Source organism: Butyrivibrio sp. LB2008, from assembly GCF_000621565.1.
GTDB lineage: Bacteria > Bacillota > Clostridia > Lachnospirales > Lachnospiraceae > Butyrivibrio.
This window is the reverse complement of sequence record NZ_KK211308.1, coordinates 48,043-73,455: the sequence shown is the minus strand read 5'-3', so window position 1 is coordinate 73,455 and position 25,413 is coordinate 48,043. Positions and strand designations below refer to the sequence as shown.

Below are 25,413 nucleotides of genomic sequence, written 5' to 3'. Positions count from 1 at the left end.
GGTATAGATGAATAAAGATCTTTCTTTATACGTACATATACCTTTTTGTGTGCGGAAGTGCCTGTACTGTGACTTTTTGTCATTCAGTGCAAATGAAGATGTCATGAAGGCATATTTTGAAGCACTTTCGCAGGAAATCATAAGAAGCGCAGAAGATTATAGTGACAGCATGGTTAAAACGGTGTTCTTCGGTGGAGGGACACCTTCTTTTCCAAATGAGAACTATATCTGCGGCATTTTATCGGATATAAGAGATAATTACAATCTTGCCGGTGACGCGGAGATAAGTATTGAACTAAACCCGGGAACAGCTTCTTTTGACAAGATGAAAAGATATAAAGAAGCTGGTTTCAACAGGCTCAGCATGGGCGTGCAGTCTTTTAACGACGATGAGCTTAAAAGAATCGGCAGGATACATGACTGCGCGACGGCGCAAAAGACCTACGAAGATGCGAGAAATGCAGGTTTTACCAATATAAATCTTGATATCATGAGCGCGCTTCCCGGGCAGAGCCTTAAGTCGTATTTAAGTACCGTCAAGAAAGCAGTTTCGCTTGAACCGGAGCATATATCGGCTTACAGCCTTATTGTGGAGGAGGGAACACCTTTTTATGACATGGACCTGGATCTTCCGGGTGAGGAAGAGGACAGGGAAATGTACCACAAAACGGCTGAGATTTTGCAGGACTTTGGATATCACAGGTATGAGATATCTAATTATGCCAGGGACGGATTTGAGTGTGAGCACAACAAAGTCTATTGGAAAAGAGGAAATTACCTAGGATTGGGACTTGGAGCGGCCTCAATGGTGGATGATGTAAGGTGGACCAACAAGAGAAATACAGATGATTACATATCTTGCTTTTTGGCAAAAGGTTCTTATGCCGGAGTAAGAGAGAATGTTGAGAAACTGACACTTGAAGATCGTATGGAAGAGTTTATGTTCTTGGGACTTCGCCTTACGACAGGCGTTGACCTTGTCGAATTTGAAACTCTTTTTGGTAAAAAAATAGAAGAAGTTTATTCTGAAGTAATTTGTAAGTACGCAGAATGGGGATTACTGCGACGTTTTGTAGAAGAAAAAACAGGCCATGAGCATCTTTGCCTTACAACCAAAGGGCTGGATGTGAGCAATACGGTGATGGCGGATTTTATTATTCAATAGAAATTCCTATTGAATAAAAACATTAAGAAAGTTATAAAAGGAGAACATTATGAAAAGGAAAGAGTTGATTGCGGCTGTTCTTTTTGCTGCAGTTTTGACAGGATGCACACCCGGTGCATCAAAGGAGCTTGCGGGAAACGGGAGCTCACAGGAGATATCAATTGATAACACAGTAGAGGCTGCAATTGAGGCTTCAAGTGAAGTAGTGGTTGAAGCACCTGTTGAAGTATCAGTGGACGAATCGGTTGCTGAAGCATCTGTAGAGGAAATCAAAGCAGAAAGACCTGAGAAGGCTAATTCCGATTATCCCTTTTTGTTTATTGACGCAAATTGGAATACTTCAAAAAATATTTCTGTAAAAGATCTTGGATTTACAGATGGTGAGAAATCTAACATGAGTAGCGTTCTTAGCCAATCAAACGGCGATATGCTTGTTTACTCGGATTGCAAGGGAGAAGAAGATTTTTCTATGGTTAATCTCTTTTACTCGGATGATGGAGGACTTATGTATGTTACTTTACATGATGATAACGGGGCAGACAGACTTGCGAAATACAAGGAATTATTTATAAATTATTACGGAGAACCTGACGTTAAGACTGATGATAATACTGCGTTTATGTGGTATACGGACGAGTGTATCGCAACTCTTGATGCTTTCCCTAATTTTGACGGCGATTCAAGACTTGAGATATCATATATGCCGGCAGCAAAAAGCGAATCTGACAAGGAAAAGGCTAAGATGCTCTTTGATGCACAGCATGGAACGGTCAAGATAGAAATTACTACGAATTAAGATTATCATCCGGGTGTCAAATGTTTTTTTGGCACCCGGATTGTTATAAAAACTTAGATGTATATTGGGGGTCAAACGATGAATTATAATTTTTTTGCACTTATTTCAAGAATGAAATACATCGACAGATGGGCACTTATGAGAAATACAAGGCAGGAGAATCTGTGTGAACACTGCATGGAAGTTGCCATGATAGCCCATGCTCTTTGTGTTATAGGTAATACAAGATACGGAAGACATCTTGATGCCAATAAAGCTGCTCTTGTGGGGCTTTATCACGATGCGTCCGAGATTATCACAGGAGATATGCCGACTCCCGTAAAATATTACAATAAGGAATTAAAAGAAGCATATAAGCAGGTGGAGGCAATTGCAGACGATAAGCTGCTTGAGAAACTTCCCGATGACCTCAGACCTGCTTTTGAAGAGGTGTTTAAGGCTGAAGACAGTGAAGATGAGCGCTATATGAGAAAACTAGTTAAAGCTGCCGATAAACTTTCGGCACTTATTAAGTGTATGGCAGAGACGAGTGCCGGAAACAATGAGTTCAGAACGGCCAAAGAGAGTACTGAGAAGGCAGTAAGGAGCTTGTATATGGAATGCCCCGAGGTACTTGATTTTGTAAATGAGTTTCTTTCGTCTTACGGCAATACTTTAGATGAATTAACATAAGCTTTTATTTATTGATTTTTACGCGCAATAGCGCGATAATTAGAGTATAAATTGGGGTGTTAGGCTTTGTATATAGGGAGGATATTTTTACCATGCTTTTTATTAAGTGTGATGAACTGAGACCGGGGATGAGACTTGCAAGACCGATATACAGTAGAAAAGGAGCACTTTTATACGACAGGGCTCATGTTCTTAAAGATGAACAGAGTATCGAGAATATAAGAAACTTTGGGCTTATGGGAGTTTTTATTCTGGAGCCGGCAGAGCCTGTTCCGCCTATGACTCAGGAAGACATAGAATTCGAGCGTTTTCAGACGGTCATGTATCACGAGATCATGGAAGAACTTGGACGTATTGTCAAGACACACAGGCAGGAGAAGTTTCCTAATATCTGCGCGCAGATTATAAAGAGCTATGGTAATCTCAAAAAGAAGATTACATTCCAGCAGGGACTTAGGAGTACGGAAGATTATATTTATAAGCATAGCCTGAATGTCGGAATAATTGCGGCGATGATCACTCATTCGCTCGGAGCGTCACTTGCTGAGCAGAATGAAGCTGTTATGGCAGGTGTCATACATGATATAGGAAAGCTGACACTTTCATTTGACCTTCAGTCCAAGCTTAGATGCACATCTGAAGAGATAAATACGATAGATGCACATGAGATGGCAGGATATCCTATTATTGATGATGCGTTTTCTTCTTTACCTAATGTGAAAAGAGCGTGTAATCAGGCCAGAAAGGCACTGCTGGATTATGTGAAAGGCAATGAAGTTGATGTTTCCAAGACACTTCTTTCCGCAAGGGTACTTATAGTTGCGGGGATATTTGACAAGGAAACGGCTGCAAGAGTGGATGATGCGCCTATCTCTGAAGTTCTTGTTATAAAAAGAATGATGCAGAGAAACGATGTTTTTGATCCTAAGGTTGTTCAGGCGCTTGTCGATTCACTTAATATTCTTGTTCCGGGAGTCAGTGTTGAGCTTAATACCGGTGAGAAGGCATTGGTCATCAAGACAAACGATCTTGATTTCCTTCGTCCCACTATTTTGAGCTTTAAAGATAACAGCATTATTGATCTTTCTAACAGAAGAGCGTACGGCGATATTGAGATAATTGATATTATGAAGACTATGGATAACAGATATATGATGGATCTGTCCAAGATCAAAGGTCTCGGGATCACCGTGGAAGAGCCAGAGTATGTGTGAAGGCTTGTATTATGCTGAGTGCTTTTTGCACAAATAGAATTTTTCAGAACAGGGATGGAAGTATATGTCTAAAATTGAAGAAATCCTGAAGGAAGCAAAGTTAAAAGGTGCTTCGGACGTTCATATTACGGTAGGTCTACCGCCCAAGATGAGACTTAACGGTAAGCTCATAGCGATGGAAAGCTATGGGAAAATGATGCCGAATGATACTCAGGAGATCGCACACGAAGTTACAAATGATAAACAGAAGCAATTGCTTGAAGAGAACGGCCAGCACGATCTGTCTTTTGCGATTATGGGTGTGGGACGATTCAGACTTAATATCTTTAAGCAAAGAGGATCTATAGCAATGGCTTTCAGAGTTGTTGCGACAGAGATTCCTACTGCAGAGAGCCTTGGTATACCTGAGACGGTTATAGATCTTTATAAGAAAAAGAGAGGTCTGGTACTGGTTACGGGACCTACAGGAAGCGGTAAGTCTACGACACTTGCTTCCATAATTGACATGATAAACAACAATAGGGAAGCTCATGTCATAACACTTGAGGATCCCATTGAGTTTACTTATCAGCACAGATTGTCGATTGTAAATCAGAGAGAAATCGGAACTGATTCAGACTCATATGCCAACGCTTTGAGAGCGGCGCTTAGAGAAGATCCCGATGTTATTCTTGTCGGAGAAATGAGAGATCTTGAGACTATAAGTACTGCGATAACAGCGGCAGAGACAGGACACCTTGTGCTATCTACTGTTCATACGATCGGATCGACCAATACAGTGGACAGACTTATAGATGTTTTCCCTTCTCATCAGCAACAGCAGATAAGAATACAGCTTGCGAGCGTGCTTGAGGCTATCATTTCACAGCAGCTTTTGCCTGCTGCCGATGATTCGTCAAGACTTGCCGCATTTGAAGTTCTTCATGTAAACAGTGCTGTGAGAAACCTTATTCGTGAGGGCAAATCTCATCAGCTTATAACTTATATGCAGACTTACAGGAAACAGGGAATGATAACCATGGATGAGGCTATCATCGAACTTTACAGACAACAGAAGATCACAAGAGAGGTTGCTCTTCAGTTTGCTCAGGATCCTGAAACAATGCAGAATAAGATGCTCAGATAATAACTACAAAGAATCTTAAGAAAATTCTAAGAAAGTCTTAAAGACTTTATATGCAGACCTGCTATATAATCAGCAGGTCTGTTTTTTATTGAATAGGAAATTTCTCTGAAATTCCCTATTCAATAAAAAAGCTCCGCAGGGATGCGCAGCTCGCGGTAAGGAATATATTGCTTACGCAATCCGCTCGCGCGCTAGCATTTCGCGAGCGAAATGCTCTTTTTGTTTATGCTCAAATCAGAAAAGAGGAAAATATGTACAGTTCTATTACATCCGGTGGCGTCAGGGGAATCATTTCCTACCTGATGCAGATTGAAGTGGATGTATCTTCCGGTTTACCCGGATTCAACATGGTGGGATTCATGAGCGGCGATGTCAGAGAATCGGGTGACAGAGTAAAGGTTGCCCTAAAGAACGCCGGCATTAAAATTCCTGCATCCAAGATAACGGTAAATCTTTCTCCGGCAGATATTAAGAAAGAAGGAGTTGTGGTCGATCTGCCGCTTGCAGTCGGAATATTGGAGGCGATAGGCGAGATAAAGCCTGAGTCTACAAGCGAAACGGTTGTGATCGGAGAGGTCGGTCTTGACGGAGAGATCAAAGAAGTAAAGGGAGTCCTTCCCATAGTCACCAAAGCTAAAGAATCAGGCTATAAAACAGTCATTCTTCCAAAGGAAAATGCCAGGGAGGGCGCGGTTGTAAGCGATATGAAGATTGTCGGAGTCTCATCGCTTCAGGAAGTCATAATGTATCTTTCATCGGATAGTAATGAAAGAGATGAACTTATAGAGCCTACAAAGGTTGATCTTAGTAAGCTTTTTTCGGAAGATGAAGAGGAAAAAGAAACTGTAGATTTCGCCGATATAAATGGGCAATCTGCAGTAAAAAGAGCGGCGATGGTTGCGGCTGCGGGCTTTCATCACATACTGATCGTCGGACCTCCGGGTTCGGGAAAAAGTATGGTGGCAAAGCGCATTCCGACTATATTGCCGAGGCTTTCTCTTGAAGAAAGCATAGAAGTTTCAACAATTTATTCGGTTGCGGGAATGATGGGAGATAACAAGGCACTAATAACAAAGAGGCCTTTTGTAAGCCCACATCATCTTATAACCGAAGCATCTTTAGTTGGAGGCGGAACAATTCCAAGACCGGGCGCCATTTCTCTGGCTCACAGAGGCATTCTCTTTCTCGATGAAATGCCTGAATTCCCAAGAACCAAACTTGATATGCTAAGACAGCCGATTGAGGACAGAAATGTCCATATAGTTAGGAACAGGGGGACTTTCACATATCCTTCAGACTTCCAGCTTGTTGGCGCACTTAATCCATGCCCGTGCGGTTACTATCCCGACAGGAACAAATGTAAATGCACTTCAAATGAGATAAGAAGGTATCTTGGGCGAATATCCGGACCAATCCTTGACAGAATAGATATCTGCATAGAGGCGCCCAAGGTTGATATTTCAGACCTTTCGGGAAGGAGCGAAAAATGCAACGAATCAAGTGAGATTATGAGAAAAAGAGTTCTTTCCGCAAGGAAGATACAGGAAGAGAGATTTAAAGGGACGGATCTTAGGTACAATTCCGAGATGACACCTTCGGATATCAGGAAATACTGCGTACTCGGAATGAAAGAAAAAGCTTTTTTGGAAAGAGTTTTTTGTTCAATGGACTTAAGTGCAAGAGCCTACCATAAGGTTCTTAGGCTGGCTAGGACGATAGCGGATTTGGACGGATCCGAAATGATAAAAGAAATACATCTTATGGAGGCTGTCAGCTACAGAATGACAGACGGAAAATATTGGAGACAGGAGGAAAACTAATGAAGGCAGCAGAGGCGAAGATAACGGAAAATGAGTATGCCCATTGGCTTTTTAATACTCCGGGCATAGGAATAGCCTCTACAGACAGGCTTTTGTGCGGAGGAAGAACATGCAGAGAAGTATATGAAATGGGGGAAGCGGAGCTAAAAAAGATCCTTAAGCCAAAGCAGGTCACATCAGTGCTTGAAGCAAGGGAGAAGTGGGATTTTGCTGCGGAGAAAAAGAAACTTGAGGACAGCGGAATAAGATTTATCTCGAGGATAGATCCTGAATTTCCCGAAAAACTTAAAAATATCCCCAATCCGCCGTTTGCAATATATGTAAAAGGAGAGCTTCCCGGGGAGGATGGTCCGTCTGTAGCCATAATAGGTGCGAGACTGTGTTCCGAGTACGGCAGATATATGGCAAGACAGCTTGGAAGAGGGCTTGCGCTGGCCGGAGTTAAGGTGATAAGCGGAATGGCTAGGGGAGTTGACGGAGTAAGTCAGAAGGCTGCCATATGTGCAGGCGGAAAGTCATACGCGGTTGTAGGGTGCGGAGCGGATATCTGTTATCCTGATGAGAATCGGGAGATATACGAGGAACTTGTCATGAATGGCGGTATCATCTCGGAATATGCTCCGGGTACAATGCCGAAAGCTTCTTTTTTCCCTATGAGAAACAGGATAATAAGCGCATTGTCAGATATAGTGGTTGTTGTAGAAGCAAGGCTTCATTCGGGAACACAGATAACGGTGGATACAGCTCTTGAACAGGGAAGGGAAGTACTCGCGGTTCCCGGAAGGGTGACGGACAGACTGAGTGATGGATGCAACCGCCTTATCAATCAGGGGGCCGGGGTGGTACTGGATGTCGATGATGTGATCGAAAGGCTTGCATCCTGGAATTACAGAAAAGAGGAAGCTGAGATCGGCCGTGAAATACGAAGTATATCCTTAATTGAAAATGCCATACTCGAGATACTTGATGTAGTTCCTGTGTCTTTTTCCTATATATCTGACAAACTCAGTGTTAAAGGAATAGATATTGCGGTTCCGGAACTTTTGAAGCAATTGTTTGATATGTGCGGCAAAGGACTTATTACACAGACAGGCTCATATTACATGAGAAAATTAGGGTGATTATTGTATATCGTATGAAAATGTTACAATTTGACGTATAATAGTATTGTCGGATATAGTTTGGGTTTATAACGGTTGCGGAGCTTTGCATGCAATATAATTTTTATTTTGACTCATGTGCGCTTTTTATATTGGCAACGATAGGAATAATCTCTCTGTCAAGAAAAAGAGTTCCTTCTTCAAGGGAGAAAGTCTATTCGATGCTTGTTTTTGCTGCTTTTCTTGCAACCTTTTTTGAAAGAATAGAGACTTTTCTGCAAATGAATCCGTATAACGGTGCCTGGTATCACTATGCGGAGATGCTATGCGGAAGCTGTTATTTTATATCGCATTTGGGTTCGGGCATCTGTTATCTGCTTTACATTATGGCTGTGCTTGATATATTTTACGACACGAAATCACTAAAAGGCTTTTTTGTGGTATATCTTGGGTATGTTTTCGGATTTTTGATGGTTATTTCAAATTTATTCAGTCCGATGCTGTTTAGATATGATGAGAACGGGGTGTATCACAGGGGGAATTTTATAGTCGCTTTTTATGTGATCGCCATATATTACATGTTATACGGAGTCGCACTTACACTTAAGTACGGCAATTTGATGAGAAAGAAAACGAAGATAATTATCCTGACTCATGTAGTATTTGTGGCTATGGGTATTTACCTGCAATATCGTTTTCCACAACTTCTTATTGAGAATTTCCTTACCACTATAAGCATAACCCTGGTATTTATCACACTTCAAAATCCCAGTGAGATGGTCGACGGCAAGATAAACGTGCTCAACCGCAGAGCTTTTTTTGAAGCGATCGGGCTTAAGATAAAGAAGAAAACTCCGCATTTCATTGTTTTTATTACTATTGATAATGTGAGGGCGCTTAGTTCCGAGATAGGTAATTCACAGACGGACGGCGTTATCAAAACAATTGCCGAATATCTTAAAAAGGTAGGGAAAAAGGAACTTAATGTCGTTACTTATGTTTACAGATACAGCGATAATATATTCGCGATATCGGTGAATACAACCGATGTAAAAAAAGCTGAAGCCTTGATGGGCAAGATCTCGCGCAGAGTATGCGAGCCGTGGAGTTATATGGACATGACCATAAAGGCAGAGTGTCACTGCTTTCTTATGAGCTATCCGGACAGGTTTGAAAGCCTTGCGGAGCTTATGACAAAGATTGAATTCCTGACAGAGGATATGTCGCAGTGGTCGGATGTGATCATCGATACAGGTAAGATCAGTTTTGCGGAAAGACTTGGCGCATATGACTATGAGATCCTTGCAAAGAAGAACATTGAGGAAAAGAAGGCTGTGGTCAAGTTTCAACCTATTCTTTCAAAAATTTACAGGATTGATTATACCGCCGAAGCTGTTTGTTATATTTACAGCGATGATGGAAAAGAAGTTGATGTGAGAAAACATATAGAGGATTCCAGAGCAACTCAGACAATAATGGATATTGATGAATATGTTCTTAAAAGTGTACTGAGGTCGCTCTCTTTTTGGAATGCCGGTGACAAAAACGGGAAATACAGGGCAATTGTCCCAATGTCACAGGGAGAAGTTTCAAAAAGTGATTTTCTCAGAAAGTTTAAGATTTTGCTTAAAGAAGAAAAGGTTGAGGGATCCTGGATAAGTATAAAGATGACTGAGACGGCTATTACGACGATGAACAGTATCGCTGAGAGAAATCTTAAGATGTTAAAGGAGCTGAATGTCAGCATTATAGTTGATGATTATGGAATCGGATATGGAAATATCGAGAGAATAATGGCACTTCCCGTTATGCAGATAAATTTTGCAAAAAGTTTTCTGAGGATGGCAGGGAATTCGAAGCGTATGATGAATGTGATAAGCGGACTTGTGAATATGTTCCATGATATCAGCCTTTTTGTGTGTGCTTCGGGTGTGGATACCCCGGAGGATAAGGATATAGCAGAGGAACTGGGATGTGATTATCTGATCGGTAATTATATGTGCAGACCTGTAAGTGACAATTCATATGTGGACAGGATTGATGAGTATTTTGAAAAGGGGTACTGATGGAAATTTTGACCGATCCAAACAATTATGATGTTTGCATATCGATATCGGCACTTGTGCTGATGGCGGTCATCATAGTCATACATTTAGTGGGGGAGTTCTCTTACGGTAAGCAGAGTCGTATTTTTGGCGGACTTATTATCGTTGCAACTTTGCTGAATGTGATGGGACTCATACATGTATTGTGGATAGACGATAAGGCGCTACGGGAATTATTATCCTATGATATGAACTGTCTTGTTGTTATTGTTGAAAAAGTGATGTCGTATCTTATGGGATACTTTTCCATAATCTACCTGATGGCTATTTTCGGAATACAACAGAATAAGTTTTGGAAAAAGCTTGTGATCATAGTTCCTTCGGCTTTTACAACTTTGATACTTCTATCGGGGGTATTTACCGAATTCTTTTATTATTTCGATAGAAATGGCGAGATTGTCTACTTTTTCCCGAATAATATATTGGTAAATATAGGAATTGTGCTTTATCTCATCTTTGCGTTATATCTTATCGTGAAATATAAAAGAATCCTTACAAGTGAAAAGACGGTGGCAATTTATACCTATTTTATTCTGATGCTGCTTGGCTTTCCCATGCGTGTGGTGTTCAAGCTTGGAACGGTATTTGGATTTTGTGTTGCATTATCTCTTTTGTTATGTGTTTTTACCTTTCAGAATCCAAGTGAGTTCGTCGACAGAATGTCGGGAATCGGAACAAAGAATGCGCTTAATTTTGCTGTTTATACCAAACTTATCCAGAAAAAGACATTTACTCTTTTGGAGATAAGAGTTGATAAACTTCTGATAATGCTTGGGAGTGAATCGGTGGAGGCTGCGTCGGATCTTTTGAGACAAATGACGGATTTTTTGAAAAAGACTGCGCAGGATGTGGAAGTTTTTTTGCCAAGAGACGGCTTTTTTGCCCTGCTGATACCAAATGTTCAATCGGGATCTGACATTATAGATAAGCTTTCAGATACTATAAAAGTCGGATTTAAGGATAACTTCAAGCTAAGAGACCTCAAGGTGGGATTTGATGTAAGTACAAGCGCAATCGGATTTCCCGATGATGTAAAGTCAATAGACCGTTTTGATGAGGTCAGCAGCATGATGTACAAAGCGCTTTCGAGGGAAAGCAGATATGTGCTCAGAGTATCGGATCTTAATTTAAAGCATATCGAATATGATAAAAAGATTGGAAATCTGGTAAGACATGCGGTTGATAGCGGATTGCTGGAAGTTTATTATCAGCCTATATATTCGCCGGGTACGGGAAAATTTTCTTCCTGTGAGGCGCTTATCAGGCTTAATGACCCGAGATCCGGCTATATTTCACCTGCGGTGTTTATGCCTATAGCCGAGAAGAACGGCATGGTGCTTGGAATAGACAGATTTGTGCTGGCTTCGGTATGTGATATGCTTGCAAATACCAAGGCTATAAGTTACGGCCTTGAATATGTCGAAGTCAATCTTTCGGTAGTTGACTGTATTCAGACCAATCTTGCCGAGAATGTTCTTGGGACACTGAAAAAATATAATATAGGACCTTCGAGGATAAATCTGGAGATCACGGAGACTTGGGATAAAGGAGTTACATCGGTTATTGACCAGAATATCAATAAGTTAATGAGCGCGGGAATCACTTTTTCTATGGATGATTTCGGAACCGGCTATTCCAATTTTTCGAGAATGGCTGAGATGCCAGTTAAGATTTTTAAACTGGACAAAGGCACGGTTCAGGCGGCTTTTGAATCGGAAAATTCATATATGATAATGTATAACATGATCAAGATAATCAAGAGTCTCGGAAAAGAGATCGTTGCTGAAGGAGTTGAAACGGGAGAGCAGGCTAAGCAGATAATAAGGCTCGGATGCGACCATATACAGGGCTTTTTCTATGCAAGGCCGATGCCGCGTGATCAGTTTATTGAGTTTTTGCATAATAGTAATTTGGGAGGCTGATTTAATCAGTATTTCCTTGCAAAGGGGACTGTGTGAGTGTAAAATTTATGCTTGATTATAAATTAAGGATGGTAAAGTATGGCACTGATAAAGAAACCGGTTACCGGAATGAAGGACATTCTTCCTTCCGAGATGCAACTTAGAGACTATTGTATAGGAATTATCAAGAAGACATATGCTGAATTTGGCTTCACTTCTATAGAGACACCCTGTGTCGAGTCGCTTGCAAACTTGAACAGCAAGCAGGGCGGAGAGAATGAGAAGCTTATTTTCAAGGTTATGAAGAGAGGAGAGAAGCTTAATCTGGCTGAAGCTAAGGAAGAAAACGACCTTACAGATTCAGGACTTCGCTATGATCTTACGGTTCCTCTTGTTCGTTTTTATGCGAATCATGCAAATGAGCTTCCTGCACCTTTTAAAGCACTTCAGATGGGAAATGTATGGAGAGCTGACAGACCTCAGAAGGGCAGATACCGTCAGTTCATGCAGTGCGATATAGATATATTGGGCGAGCCGTCCAATCTTGCAGAGATAGAGCTTATTCTTGCAACAACAACCACACTTGGTAATCTTGGTTTTAAGGATTTCAAGATTCGTATAAATGATAGAAGAATCCTTAAGGCAATGGCTGCATACAGCGGATTTCCCGAGGAAAAATATGATGATGTATTCATAACTCTGGACAAGATGGACAAGATCGGACTTGACGGAGTAAAAGAAGAGCTTATTAAGGATGGCTATGATGCAGGCTCTGTTGATAAGTACATTGAGCTTTTTGAACTTATCGGTGACAAGAGCGGAATAGATGCGCTTAAGGCTGTTGCTGACAAGATTAATGATAATCTTGATGCTGAGGTCAGCGAAGGTCTTACCGAGATTATCGATAGCGTAGAGAAAACAAAATCAGCACAGTTTGAGATGGTATTCGATCCCACGCTTGTTCGTGGAATGAGCTATTACACAGGAACAATCTTTGAAGTATCAATGCCTCAGTACGGCGGAAGCTGCGGTGGCGGCGGAAGATATGATAAGATGGTCGGAAAATTCCTCGGACAGGATACACCTGCCTGCGGTTTCTCAATCGGATTTGAGAGAATCATCATGATAATGATGGATGAGGGATTTAAGATCCCCGGAGCGAGCACAAAGGTTGCTTACCTTATCGAAAAAGGAATAAAGGGTGACAGACTTGCTGATATTATATCCGAAGCACAGAAAGAGAGAGCGGAAGGAAAGCAGGTTCTTGTCGTTCGCATGAACAAGAACAAGAAGTTCCAGAAGCAGAGCCTTACTGAGCAGGGATATGAAGAATTCAGGGATTTTTACGACAAACCACTTGCTTAAGACTAGAGGAGGAATGTGATTGGACACTCACATAGTCAGAATAATTACTTTGGTAATATTGGTTCTATTGTCCGCGTTTTTTTCATCTGCCGAGACGGCCTATATGACGATAAACAGAGTCCGGATCAAGGCACTTGCAGATGATGGAAATAAAAAGGCGGGACGAATTCTTGCCATATATGACGATCCGCAGAAGATGCTTTCGGCAATTCTTATCGGTAACAATATAGTGAATTTAAGTGCTTCGGCTCTTATGACGGTGTTTGTTACGGATGTGTGGGGAAATATCTACATAGGTATCGGAACAGGCGCACTTACTTTGGTCGTGCTGATATTCGGTGAGATCGTTCCCAAAACAATAGCCAAAGCGTATGCGGAGAGCATGGCACTTTTGTATGAACCGCTTATTGCTACGGTAATGTTTTTGATGGCTCCGTTTAGCTTTGTTATCAACGGGATCGCGACCGCGATATTAAAGATTTTCAGAGTTGATACAACCAAGCAGCAGAAAGTAACCGAGAATGAACTTAAGACATATGTGGACGTAAGTCATGAGGATGGCGTTATTGAAAGCGATGAGAAGAAGATGATCTTTAATCTTTTTGATTTCAGTGATGCGCTTGCCAAAGATATTATGATTCCCAGGATCGATATGAGTTGTGTGAGCTCTGATGCTGATTACAACGAGGTCATGAGGGTATTCAAAGAGGATATGTACACCAGAATTCCCGTATATGACGGCAACGATCAGGATAATATCATAGGCTTGATCAACGTAAAAGATCTTATTCTTATCAAGGATAAAGAGAATTTCAAGGTAAAAGACCACATAAGAAAAGCGTATTACACATACGAATACAAGAAAACGTCGGATCTTCTCGTGGAAATGAGAGAGAAGACACGGAGCGTGGCTTTTGTTCTTTCGGAATACGGATCGACGGTCGGAATGATCACACTTGAGGATCTTCTTGAGGAAATCGTCGGCGAGATCAGAGATGAATATGATTCTGATGAGGCGGAACTTATCAAGAATGTGGGCGGAAGAAAATTCCTTGTAGAAGGAAACATGAAACTGGCTGATATCAATGATGCGCTCGGAACCGAGCTTTCGTCAGAAGATTATGATTCTATAGGTGGTCTTATGATAGAGAATCTCGACAGACTGCCAAGCTATGGAGAAACGGTCACTCTTGACAGCGGAATAACTCTCACGGCAAGAGGAATCAAGCGAAACAGGATAACGAAAGTGCTCATGACGGTGAACACTGAGCTATCGAAGGAACAAAAAGAAACACTTTAATATTTCACAAATATATGATATACTGAGTCGATGTAAAAGGCTCAGAAACTATAAGTATTTTGAGGCAATCAGTAGGAGGAAAATCGATGAAGCACGTTAAGTCTTTGATTACAAGAAATCTTAAAGAGTCAATGAAGAAGGGCGGATGCGGTGAGTGCCAGACATCATGCCAGTCAGCATGCAAGACATCATGCACAGTTGGAAATCAGAGCTGTGAGCAGCTTAGCAAATAATATTGTTTAATTAAAGTAAAATTAGGCGGGCAGCGGCCATGGTCGCTGCCCGCCGTATGTAGGTTACAGGAGATATTATGATTCACGCATATAAGAACAATGGGTATAATATTGTTCTGGATGTTAATAGCGGATCGGTACATGTTGTTGACGATGTAGTTTTTGACCTTGTCAAGATCATTGAGGATAAGCTTAAGAGAACATACGGTACTGCAGCGGCACCCGAAGGTCAGACTACGGTTATTACGGGCGAACTTGACAGGTTGTATAAAGGTGTCCTGGCGAATACAGATCTGGCATCTAAATATTCAACCGAGGATATAAAAGAGGGAATCGAAGAGATTCTTGAACTGAGAGCTTCACAGGTTCTTTTTACAGATGATGTGTATGAAGGATATGTGGAGGATTTTCAGAATAGAGAAACCGTTGTTAAGGCACTTTGCCTGAATGTGGCTCACGACTGCAATTTAAGATGCAAATACTGCTTTGCGGATGAAGGTGAGTATCACGGCAGAAGAGCGCTTATGAGCGAAGAGGTCGGAAAGGCTGCGCTTGATTTCCTTGTAAAGAATTCAGGCGGAAGGAAGAACCTTGAAGTCGATTTCTTTGGCGGCGAACCCCTTATGAACTGGGGAGTTGTCAAGAAGCTCGTTGAGTACGGCCGCTCAATTGAAAAAGAATATAACAAGAATTTCCGTTTCACACTTACTACAAACGGAACTCTTTTAAATGATGAGATACTTGAGTTTGTTAATAAGGAGATGGGCAATATAGTTCTTTCCATTGACGGACGAAAGGAAGTTAATGACGCTATGCGTCCCAGAGCAGGCGGACAGGGTTGCTATGATGACATTGTTCCCAAGTATCAGAAGGTTGCGGAGAGTCGCCACCAGCTCAGATACTTCGTTCGCGGAACATTTACTCATGCAAACCTTGATTTCTCAGAGGATGTTAAGCATCTTGCGGAGCTTGGATTTAAGCAGATATCCGTAGAGCCTGTAGTTGCTTCACCTGAAGACTGGTATGCATTTAAGGATGAGGATATTCCGATCATCTGCGAAGAGTATGACAAGCTTGCCAAGTATTACATCGAGAAGCATAAGGAAGGAAAAGGATTCAATTTCTTCCATTTCAATATTGACCTTGAAGGCGGTCCATGTGTTGCCAAGAGGCTTTCAGGTTGCGGATCGGGATGTGAATATCTTGGTGTAACGCCTTGGGGGGACCTTTATCCTTGCCATCAGTTCGTTGGAAACGAAGACTTTATTATGGGTAATGTCTTCGATGGAATAACCAGAAATGACATAAGGGATATGTTCAAAAAGAGTAATGTTTACTCCAGACCCGAATGTGAGAAGTGTTTTGCAAGATATTATTGCAGCGGTGGTTGTGCTGCTAATGCATATAATTTCAACGGAGATATCAATGCGACATATAAGCATGGTTGCGAGCTCCAGAGAAAACGTATTGAATGTGCAATCATGATCAAAGCGGCGTTGGCCGAATAAGAAAAATTTCATGGGAGGAACTGTATAATGAAAAAGTTAAAGTGGATTCCTGCTCTGATTCTTATGCTTGCTCTTTTGGTTGGAATTGGTTACTCAGCAGCATTTGGATTGGGCGAAGACAACTCCGGATCATTATCAAGTGTTGATCTTGGACTTGATCTGGCCGGTGGTGTGAGCATCACCTATGAAGTCGTTGGCGATGAGAATCCCAGCAAGGAAGATATGAACGACACAATCTTCAAGCTTCAGCAACGTGTTGAGCAGTATAGCACAGAGGCACAGGTTTATCAGGAGGGAAGTAACAGAATCAATATTGAGATTCCCGGAGCTTCCGATGCGAACAAGATTCTTGAGGAACTTGGTCAGCCCGGTAACCTTTATTTCATCAGTCATCTTGATAAGGATGGAAATGAGAACTACACATATCACAGTGGTTTCACTACCGATGCTGACGGAAATGTAACTATGGAAGAGGACGGCGTTATCGGATGGCAGCTCAACAAATCTATTGAAGAGCTTCTTGCAGACGGATCGATCGTTCTTTCAGGTGATCAGGTTGCATCTTCTCAGGTTGTAGGTCAGGCTGATGAGTATGGCAAGCAGGAGCCTGTAGTATCACTTGAGTTTACTAAAGAAGGCGGAGAAGCTTTCGCAGAAGCAACAAAGAAAGCTTTTAACAATAACCAGGACACTATCGCAATCTACTATGACGGAAGATTCATAAGTGTTCCTTCTGTTAAGGCTGAAATTCTTGATGGAAAGAGTGTTATCAGCGGTGGATTTACATTTGAAGAGGCTGACAGAGTTGCTACAAATATCAGAGTCGGATCTCTTAAACTTCAGCTCCAGGAACTTCGTTCCAACGTTGTAGGAGCACAGCTTGGTTCAAATGCCATCAAGACAAGTTTGATCGCAGCTGCTGTTGGATTTGCACTTATTGCACTCTTTATGATCGTAATTTTCAGAGTGCTTGGTGTTTCAGCGACACTTGCTCTCGGATTCTATTGCGGACTTATTGTATTCCTGCTTTCAGCATTCGAGATGACACTTACACTTCCCGGAATTGCAGGTATCATTCTTTCAATCGGTATGGCGGTTGATGCGAACGTGCTTGTATTTGCGAGAATCAGAGAAGAGATTGCTGCGGGTAAAGCTGTTGATGAGGCAAGAAAGAGTGGTTATAACAAGGCTCTTTCATCAATCCTTGACGGAAATATCACAACACTTATTATTGCAATAGTTTTGAGAGTAGGCGGAACAGGATCTATCAAGGGATTCGCTGAGACACTTATTCTTGGTATCATTCTTTCAATGTTTACAGCACTTGTAGTAACAAGAGCGATTACTTCAATTTTCTACGGACTTGGAATTCAGAATCCTGTATTCTATGGAAAGGCTAAGACTGTTTCAACAAAGCCTTTCGTGCAGAAGAGAAAGATATTCTATTCTATATCTGCTGCCGTTGTTGCGGTTGGTATTGTATTTATGGCTGTCAATGCTTCACAGGGAAAGGGAGCATTCAACTACAGTCTTGATTTCGTAGGTGGTACATCTACAACAGTTACTTTTGACAAGGCTTATGACTTTGCTACCGTTGAATCAGAGATGATTCCTCAGATCAAAGAAGCTACTGGCGCCAAGGAAGTTCTTCCTCAGGCTGTAGAGGGAACAAATCAGATCATCTTCAAGACAGGAACACTTACTGTTCAGGAGAGAGAAGCATTTGATAAGTTGATGGAAGAAAAGTACGGCGTAACCAATGACAATATTGCTGCCGAGACGATCAGCTCGACCATCAGTGGTGAGATGAGAATAGATGCGGTTAAGTCACTTGTAGTTGCACTTGTACTTATGCTTATCTATATCTGGATCAGATTTAAGGATATCAAGTTCGGCGCTGCAGCTATTATCGCGCTTGCACATGACGCACTTGTAGTAGTTGTTGCTTATGCGATTTCAAGATATGCTGTCGGAACAACATTCATTGCTGTAATCCTTACGATCATCGGTTACTCTATCAACGATACAATCGTTACATTTGACCGTATTCGTGAGAATCAGCACAATGCAACCAATAAGAAAGAGTTTAGCGAACTTGTAAATAAGAGTGTATCTCAGACAATAACACGAAGCTTGTTTACATCAGCTACAACATTCTTCACTGTATTGGCACTTTATATCTTCGGTGTTGCCGATATCAAGGCATTTGCACTTCCTCTTATGGTTGGTGTAATCTGCGGTACATATTCTTCAATATGCATTGCATCACCTGTATGGTATGATCTGAAGATGAACATAAAAAAGTCAGAAAAAACTAATTGATGTTGTATTATAATAAATAAGGGCGCCGTCTTTGGTGTAGTTCTATACACCCAAGACGGCGCTTTTGCGTAGAGCAAGGTATAGCATTTATTACTAACTCATAAGCCTTTTTTAATATATATATACGGAGTTTGATATGGCAAAATGGATGATAGCAAATAAGAAGGCGGATTTTGACGGTTTGGCCCGAGAATTTCGCATAAAAAACATAACCGCAAGACTTATAGCCAACAGGCTTATTACGGACAGGACAAAAGAGAATATACAGTGCAATGAAGAAACTGTTAAGTCCTACATAAGCGGCGATATTTCAATCTTACATAATCCTTTTAAAATGCAGGACATGGAGAAGGGAGCGAGAATAATTCTTGATAAGATCGCTGACAATAAGAGTATAAGAGTTATCGGAGACTATGATGTTGACGGAATATGCTCTTCATACATATTGGTTTCGGGCTTAAAGCTCTTTGGAGCAAATGTTGACTGTGTTCTTCCGGATAGAGTTAAAGATGGCTACGGTCTGAGTGTTAAGCTGGTTGATGAGGCTTTTGACGCAGGAATTGATACAATAATAACCTGTGATAACGGAATTGCAGCGGCGGAGCAGATAGCACATGCCGAGGAAAAAGGGATGACGGTTGTTGTTACAGATCACCATGAAGTTCCTTTTGAACTGGGTGAAGATGAAACTAAAACTGAGATACTTCCTCCGGCTGATGCCGTTATAGATCCAAAGAGATCTGAAGGAGAGTATCCGTTTAAGGAAATCTGCGGCGCGGTGGTGGCATATAAGTTTCTTGAGGCTATGTCAGAGCTTAGTAAAGACAGCGGCCCGTCTGAAGAAGAGAGAGAAGAGTTTTTTTACCAGAAACTTATATTTGCCGGTATAGCCACTGTATGCGACGTAATGGAGCTGAAAGATGAAAACAGAGTTATTGTAAGAGAATCTCTGAAACGTATCCCTAAAACGGATAATAAGGGGCTTAAAGCACTCGTTGATGTAAACGGACTTGATGCTTATCATATGACCGGATATCATTACGGATTTGTCATAGGTCCTTGCCTTAATGCAACGGGAAGACTTGATCTGGCTACAAGGGCACTTTCTCTTTTTCTTGAAGAGGATGCCGCTGAGGCTGCCAAGATTGCAGGAGATCTAAAGAGCCTTAATGACAGCAGAAAGGATATGACTAAGAACGGAGTTGATGAAGCGGTGGCTTTTGTTGAGCAGGAGATTGAAAAGGACGGAATGCCCAAAGTGATCGTTTTGTATCTTCCTGAAGTTCACGAGTCGATTGCGGGAATTATTGCGGGAAAGATCAAAGAGAAGTATTACAGACCCACGATAGTTCTTACCAAGGCAGCAGACGGAGGAGCCAAGGGATCGGGACGTTCGATAGAGAGCTATGATATGTATGAGGAATTATCACGTTGCAAGGAGCTCTTTAGTAAATTCGGAGGCCACAAGATGGCAGCCGGACTTTCACTTCCCGAAGAGAATATAGAGATCCTCAGAACAAAGCTCAATGAGAACTGCGACCTTACCGAGGAGGACTTTGTTCCTGTATTACACCTTGATATGGTTATGCCTCTTAAATACATCGATATGGATCTTGTAAAAGAGTTTTCCATATTGGAGCCGTTCGGAACCGGAAATACGAAGCCTTTATTTGCACAAAGAGACGTATCTCTTCTATCGGGACGTATAATGGGCAAGAATAAAAATTGCGGAAAATACAGAGTCACCGATGAAGGCGGTAAGTTATATGATATGTTGTTCTTTGGTGATATGGATAGATGGCACAACTTCCTCAAAGATAAATATGGTGAGAATAATGTGGAAAATCTGTACAGCGGTACGACAGACGGGAATATGAAAGTCAGTATTGCGTATCAGCCTGATATAAATACTTATCAGGGAAGGGAAAGTATTCAGATAATTATGAGTGACTTTACTTAAAGTCTTGAAGTTCCGCATATGGGATATTTTCCGCTTAAACCACAAAAACACACGCGAAGCGTGTGTTTGCGGTTTCTTATGAGGGGGAGATAGTGAGTTGTGTTGCAACTCACTTCTATGTTATTAATCATATACTAAAATTATGAACAAATTGTGTCGAAAATATAAAAAATTAGAATTAATCTTTTTAGGTTAAAAACAATAATTAAACTTTCTTTTAATGAAGATAATTTTAGTAAAACAAACGGAGGATTGAATATGCGTTTAAGTGAGTTATTAGAGGGCTTATCATTTACTGTAACAGCCGGGAATACAGACAATACCGTTAATCCCGCAGATGTGGAGATCAAAGATGTTGTAAATGACAACAGAAAGATTGAGGAAGGATCGCTGTTTTTGTGCATTCAGGGAGCAAATTTCGACGGACATTCATGTGCTTTTGAAGCTTCTGAAAAGAAGGCAGGGGCAATAGTTGTTTGTCATGATGTTGAACTTCCCGACAATTGTGAGATGCCTGTAGTTCGTGTAGAGGATACAAGATATGCGATGGCATTTATTTCAGCGGCTTACTTCGGACATCCCGCAGAGAAGCTCAAAACTATAGGTATAACAGGAACAAAGGGAAAGACAACGACAACATATCTTATAAGAGATATGCTTCAGAATGCAGGTCATAAAGTAGGTCTTATAGGAACGATTGAAGTAATAATAGGTGATGAGCATATTCATGCCGAGAATACAACCCCCGAGTCATACATGCTTCAGTATTATATGTCAAAGATGGTGGAAGCAGGCTGTGACAGCGTTGTAATGGAAGTTTCATCACAGGGACTTATGCTTCACAGAAGTCAGGGATTTGTCTTTGATATGGGTATCTTCACAAATATAGAACCCGATCATATCGGACCTAATGAGCATAAAGATTTTGAAGACTATATGCATTGCAAAGGTCTTTTGTTCAAGCAGTGTAAGGTAGGTATCTGCAATGCAGATGACGCACATACCGATGATATTCTTGAAGGTCACACTTGTGAAGTTGAGACCTATGGATTTTCTGAAGGTGCTGATATAAGAGCAATAAATCTTGCATATATCCATAAGCCCGGACAGCTTGGCGTTTTCTTTGATACGGAAGGTCTTATAAACATGCATGCAGAGATCAGAACCCCCGGTAAATTCAGCGTTTATAACGCACTTTGTGCAATTGCTGTCGCAAGACATTTTGATTGTACTCCCGAGGAAATCGCACCTGCGCTCAGAGATGCCAAGGTAAAGGGCAGAATTGAGATGGTAAAAGTTTCTGATGACTTTACGCTCATGATCGACTATGCTCACAATGCAATGGCACTCAAGAGTCTTTTGACAACTCTTAAGGATTATCATCCCAACAGACTTGTATGTCTCTTTGGATGCGGAGGAAACAGAAGCAGATACAGACGTTTCGAAATGGGAGAAGTAAGCGGCAAGTACGCTGACTTTACTGTTATCACTTCGGATAATCCGAGATTTGAAGAGCCTGAAGCTATCATTGATGATATCGAGACAGGTATGAAGAAGACTGACGGCAAATATATCAAGATAATCGACAGAAAAGAAGCAATACGCTATGTCATCGAGAACGGAGAAAAGGGTGACATCATTGTTCTTGCCGGAAAAGGTCATGAAGATTATCAGGAAATAAAAGGCGTAAAATATCACATGGATGAAAGAGAATTAATTCAGGAGATATTGGACGAGAAATAATATTAGTTTAATCCGCTAAATTAAAATTACGCTCCGATACGGATGCGACCGATAAATTGCGAGAAAGGAGGGGCTGTGGCTGATTTTATATACGCTAATGTAATAGTAGACATATCACATGAGAAGGTTGACAGGCCCTTTCAGTATCGCATTCCTGACAGGCTGATCGGCAGAGTGGATGTCGGAAGCCCCGTTAATATCCCTTTCGGGAGGGGCAACAATGTCAGAAAAGGCTACGTTGTTGAACTTACGGATGAGCCTCAGTGGGAAGTAAGCAAGATAAAAGAGATTCTTGATGTGGCTGAAGATACAGTCTCAGTTGAAGATCTTTCCATGAAGCTTGCTGCATGGATGAAAAGACACTACGGTTCAACCATGAACGCGGCTCTTCGAACCGTTATTCCGTCGGGAAAGAAGCAGAACAGACAGGTTCATAAGTATGTCTCACTAAGGATTTCCGAGCGCGATGCAACCGAATATTATTATGAATGCATTAGAAAGAAGCAGACGGCAAGAGAGAGGATACTGAAAGAACTCCTCGATAATCCAAATGACAGGATTCCTTATGAACTTGTGACAAGTAAGCTCAATGTCACTTCGACAACACTTAAGAGTCTTTCGGATAAGGGAATAATCAGGATAGACAGCGAAGAATACTATAGAAACCCTGTTGCGGCAGAGACCACAAGGTATGGTCAAAAGACTCTTAGCGACGAACAGCAGAATATTGTCGACAGTGTTATAAAAGATTACGACGAAGGCAAACGCGAGACTTATCTGATCCATGGCATAACAGGAAGCGGAAAGACTGAAGTTTATATCGCACTCATAGATGAGATTGTAAAAAAGGGAAAACAGGCTATAGTCCTTATCCCTGAGATTGCGCTTACATATCAGACACTTATGCGATTTTACAGGCACTTTGGAGACAGAGTATCCGTGGTCAATTCGTCAATGTCTCCGGGTGAAAAATATGATCAGATGGAGAGAGCAAGGACAGGGGATATAGATATAATCATCGGCCCCAGATCGGCTCTTTTTACACCATTTCCAAATACGGGAATAATCATAATCGACGAGGAACATGAGACTACATATAAGAGTGAGACGATGCCTAAGTATCATGCAAGAGAGACTGCGATAGAGCTTGCAAAGCTTGTTCCGGACGGCGCATGTGTGGTTCTTGGAAGTGCAACGCCTTCACTTGAAGCATATTACAAAGCAAGAAGCGGAGAATACAAGCTTTTTGAACTTACGAAGAGACTTACGGGAGGAACGCTTCCTACCGTTGAGATAGCAGATCTTAGGGAAGAGCTGAGAAAAGGTAACAGATCTATTTTTTCCTTGAGATTACAGGAACTTCTGGATGACAGAATAAAAAAGGGAGAGCAGGCAATGCTCTTTATCAACAGGCGTGGGCTTGCGGGATTTGTTTCCTGCAGGTCTTGTGGTCATGTGTTTAAATGCCCTCACTGCGATGTTTCTTTGTCAGAGCACAGGGGCGGAAGGCTGGTGTGTCACTACTGCGGATATGAGGAACCTGTTAAGAAGATATGTCCCAAGTGCGGTTCTAAGTTTGTATCTTCATTCAGAGCAGGAACACAGCAGATCGAGGATGAGGTCAAAAAGTTCTGGCCTGATGCGAGAGTCCTTAGAATGGACGCGGACACAACGAGAACGAAAGGTAGCTATGAGAAAATCCTGTCTGCCTTTGCCAATAAGGAAGCGGATGTTCTTGTCGGAACGCAGATGATCGTTAAGGGGCATGATTTCCCGGATGTTACGCTTGTCGGCGTGCTTGCCGCAGATATGTCTCTCTATGCTTCGGATTACAGAGCAAGTGAGAGGACTTTCCAGCTTCTTACGCAGGCAGCGGGAAGAGCAGGACGTGGAGAGAGAGCAGGTAATGTTATTATTCAGAGCTATCAGCCTGAACATTACAGCATTCAGACTGCGGCAAAGCAGGACTACGATGCCTTTTATACGGAAGAAATCGCATATAGGGATATTCTGAGATATCCACCCATCTCTCATATGATGTCAGTCCAGATCCTGAGCAGGGATGAAGAAGAGGGAATGGCATTTGCAAACAGGCTCCGTGCCCTGATGGAACAGCAGCAGATTCAAAACGCTGTATTTATCGGCCCTGCGCTTGCTACAATCGGAAAGATCAATGACGTTTACAGATTCGCGGTCTATGTTAAACTTGATGACTACGACGGACTGATATTTCTTAAGGATATCCTTGAGAAGTATATTAAAGATCTGCAGGATTCCGGCAAGCTAAAGACTGTTTCGGTTCAGTTTGATTTTGATCCTGTGCATGGGTATTGAGGCTTGCGCGCAAAGCGTTTCAAGAGTAGTAAAGAGTTTCAGGCACTTAAAGAGTGGTAAGGATTAGCGGAGATATGCGAGGGGCGGGGATTTGCTAAGAGTTGTGAATAAATGCGAAGGATTGCGGGGATTTTCTAAGAGCTGCAAAGATATGCGAAGCAACTCTTTTTCTTGCAATTATTTTGGTGATGGATTAAAATGCACTTTGCATGATGTTCTTGATTGTGTCATGATATTTATCGTTGACCGAAATATAGTATTATCTTGCTATTTATTCAGAAAAATGTCTGATAATGTGAATCATCATTTCAAGTGATGATTTTCAGAGAAATTCTAATAGCGTAGGTCTTTTATTGGAAGAGGCTAAAAGCGTAATGACTAAGGTATATTGACGCTCTGAATGCAGGGGGCGGCTATATGGGCTTGGTATCGGTAGTATGAGTGCATGAATAGTGCTCATCAGTCTTAGTAGTAATTTCACTTTATGTTATTGATTTGGATCAAGCGGGGAGGAAATCCTTCTTTGTGGAAGAACTGAATTGAGTTAAAACGGCGGTTTTCAGGGAAGATTGACTAAGAGCAAGGAAAAGAGTAGATTTAGTCAACGCAGCGAGGAAAAACGCTATCAAAGAAGCTGAGAAATCAGCTTGAGATTGACTAAGAGGGAGAAAAAGAGCGGATTTAGTCAACGCAGCGAGGGGATGCGCTTTCAAAGAAGCTGAGAAATCAGTTAGAGATTGACTAAGAGG

Annotated in this window: 17 protein-coding genes; all 17 read left to right on the top strand. The window is 41.6% G+C overall.

Going from position 1 to position 25,413, the window contains the following annotated elements:
- Positions 1-7: 7 nt before the first annotated feature.
- The 17 genes from hemW (at position 8) to priA (ending at position 24,664) form a co-directional block, all read left to right on the top strand.
- Positions 8-1,165, top strand: coding sequence for a radical SAM family heme chaperone HemW (gene hemW, locus T356_RS0116740; protein WP_026515496.1), 1,158 nt, complete (start codon positions 8-10; stop codon positions 1,163-1,165).
- 49 nt (positions 1,166-1,214) lie between these two features.
- A complete protein-coding gene (locus T356_RS0116735; RefSeq protein ID WP_026515495.1) occupies positions 1,215-1,961 on the top strand; it encodes a hypothetical protein in 747 nt (248 codons plus the stop codon).
- A gap of 78 nt (positions 1,962-2,039) precedes the next feature.
- Positions 2,040-2,633, top strand: a complete 594-nt coding sequence (yfbR, locus tag T356_RS0116730; protein ID WP_026515494.1) for a 5'-deoxynucleotidase — start codon at positions 2,040-2,042, stop codon at positions 2,631-2,633.
- 92 nt (positions 2,634-2,725) lie between these two features.
- Positions 2,726-3,847, top strand: coding sequence for an HD-GYP domain-containing protein (locus tag T356_RS0116725; protein ID WP_026515493.1), 1,122 nt, complete (start codon positions 2,726-2,728; stop codon positions 3,845-3,847).
- Between the two features lie 64 nt (positions 3,848-3,911).
- The gene (locus T356_RS0116720; RefSeq protein ID WP_026515492.1) at positions 3,912-4,973 is read left to right on the top strand and encodes a type IV pilus twitching motility protein PilT; all 1,062 of its coding nucleotides are present in this window, start codon (positions 3,912-3,914) and stop codon (positions 4,971-4,973) included.
- A 251-nt stretch (positions 4,974-5,224) separates the two neighbouring features.
- Positions 5,225-6,793, top strand: a complete 1,569-nt coding sequence (locus tag T356_RS0116715; protein WP_026515491.1) for a YifB family Mg chelatase-like AAA ATPase — start codon at positions 5,225-5,227, stop codon at positions 6,791-6,793.
- The gene (gene dprA / locus T356_RS0116710; protein WP_051563520.1) at positions 6,793-7,914 is read left to right on the top strand and encodes a DNA-processing protein DprA; all 1,122 of its coding nucleotides are present in this window, start codon (positions 6,793-6,795) and stop codon (positions 7,912-7,914) included. Before T356_RS0116715 ends, dprA begins: the two co-directional genes overlap by 1 nt.
- A gap of 89 nt (positions 7,915-8,003) precedes the next feature.
- Positions 8,004-9,959, top strand: coding sequence for an EAL domain-containing protein (locus T356_RS0116705; protein ID WP_026515489.1), 1,956 nt, complete (start codon positions 8,004-8,006; stop codon positions 9,957-9,959).
- Entirely contained in the window at positions 9,959-11,920 is a 1,962-nt protein-coding gene (locus tag T356_RS0116700) for an EAL domain-containing protein (RefSeq protein ID WP_026515488.1), read from the top strand. The genes T356_RS0116705 and T356_RS0116700 overlap by 1 nt, the downstream gene beginning before the upstream one ends.
- A 78-nt stretch (positions 11,921-11,998) precedes the next feature.
- Positions 11,999-13,264 (top strand): histidine--tRNA ligase, encoded by a 1,266-nt coding sequence (hisS, locus tag T356_RS0116695; RefSeq protein ID WP_026515487.1) that lies wholly within the window; start codon positions 11,999-12,001, stop codon positions 13,262-13,264.
- Between the two features lie 19 nt (positions 13,265-13,283).
- Positions 13,284-14,564, top strand: a complete 1,281-nt coding sequence (locus T356_RS0116690; protein WP_026515486.1) for an HlyC/CorC family transporter — start codon at positions 13,284-13,286, stop codon at positions 14,562-14,564.
- Positions 14,565-14,650: 86 nt separating this feature from the next.
- On the top strand, positions 14,651-14,797 hold the full coding sequence (gene scfA / locus T356_RS19885) for a six-cysteine ranthipeptide SCIFF (protein ID WP_034462031.1): 147 nt from the start codon (positions 14,651-14,653) through the stop codon (positions 14,795-14,797).
- 77 nt (positions 14,798-14,874) lie between these two features.
- Positions 14,875-16,305, top strand: a complete 1,431-nt coding sequence (gene scfB, locus T356_RS0116680) for a thioether cross-link-forming SCIFF peptide maturase (RefSeq protein WP_026515485.1) — start codon at positions 14,875-14,877, stop codon at positions 16,303-16,305.
- Between the two features lie 27 nt (positions 16,306-16,332).
- The gene (gene secD / locus T356_RS0116675; RefSeq protein WP_026515484.1) at positions 16,333-18,627 is read left to right on the top strand and encodes a protein translocase subunit SecD; all 2,295 of its coding nucleotides are present in this window, start codon (positions 16,333-16,335) and stop codon (positions 18,625-18,627) included.
- Positions 18,628-18,763: 136 nt separating this feature from the next.
- Complete coding sequence (recJ, locus tag T356_RS0116670) at positions 18,764-20,587, top strand: single-stranded-DNA-specific exonuclease RecJ (protein WP_026515483.1); 1,824 nt, start codon at positions 18,764-18,766, stop codon at positions 20,585-20,587.
- A 258-nt stretch (positions 20,588-20,845) separates the two neighbouring features.
- Entirely contained in the window at positions 20,846-22,330 is a 1,485-nt protein-coding gene (locus T356_RS0116665; protein ID WP_026515482.1) for a UDP-N-acetylmuramoyl-L-alanyl-D-glutamate--2,6-diaminopimelate ligase, read from the top strand.
- Positions 22,331-22,405: 75 nt separating this feature from the next.
- The gene (gene priA, locus T356_RS0116660; RefSeq protein ID WP_242846633.1) at positions 22,406-24,664 is read left to right on the top strand and encodes a replication restart helicase PriA; all 2,259 of its coding nucleotides are present in this window, start codon (positions 22,406-22,408) and stop codon (positions 24,662-24,664) included.
- Positions 24,665-25,413 lie beyond the last annotated feature (749 nt).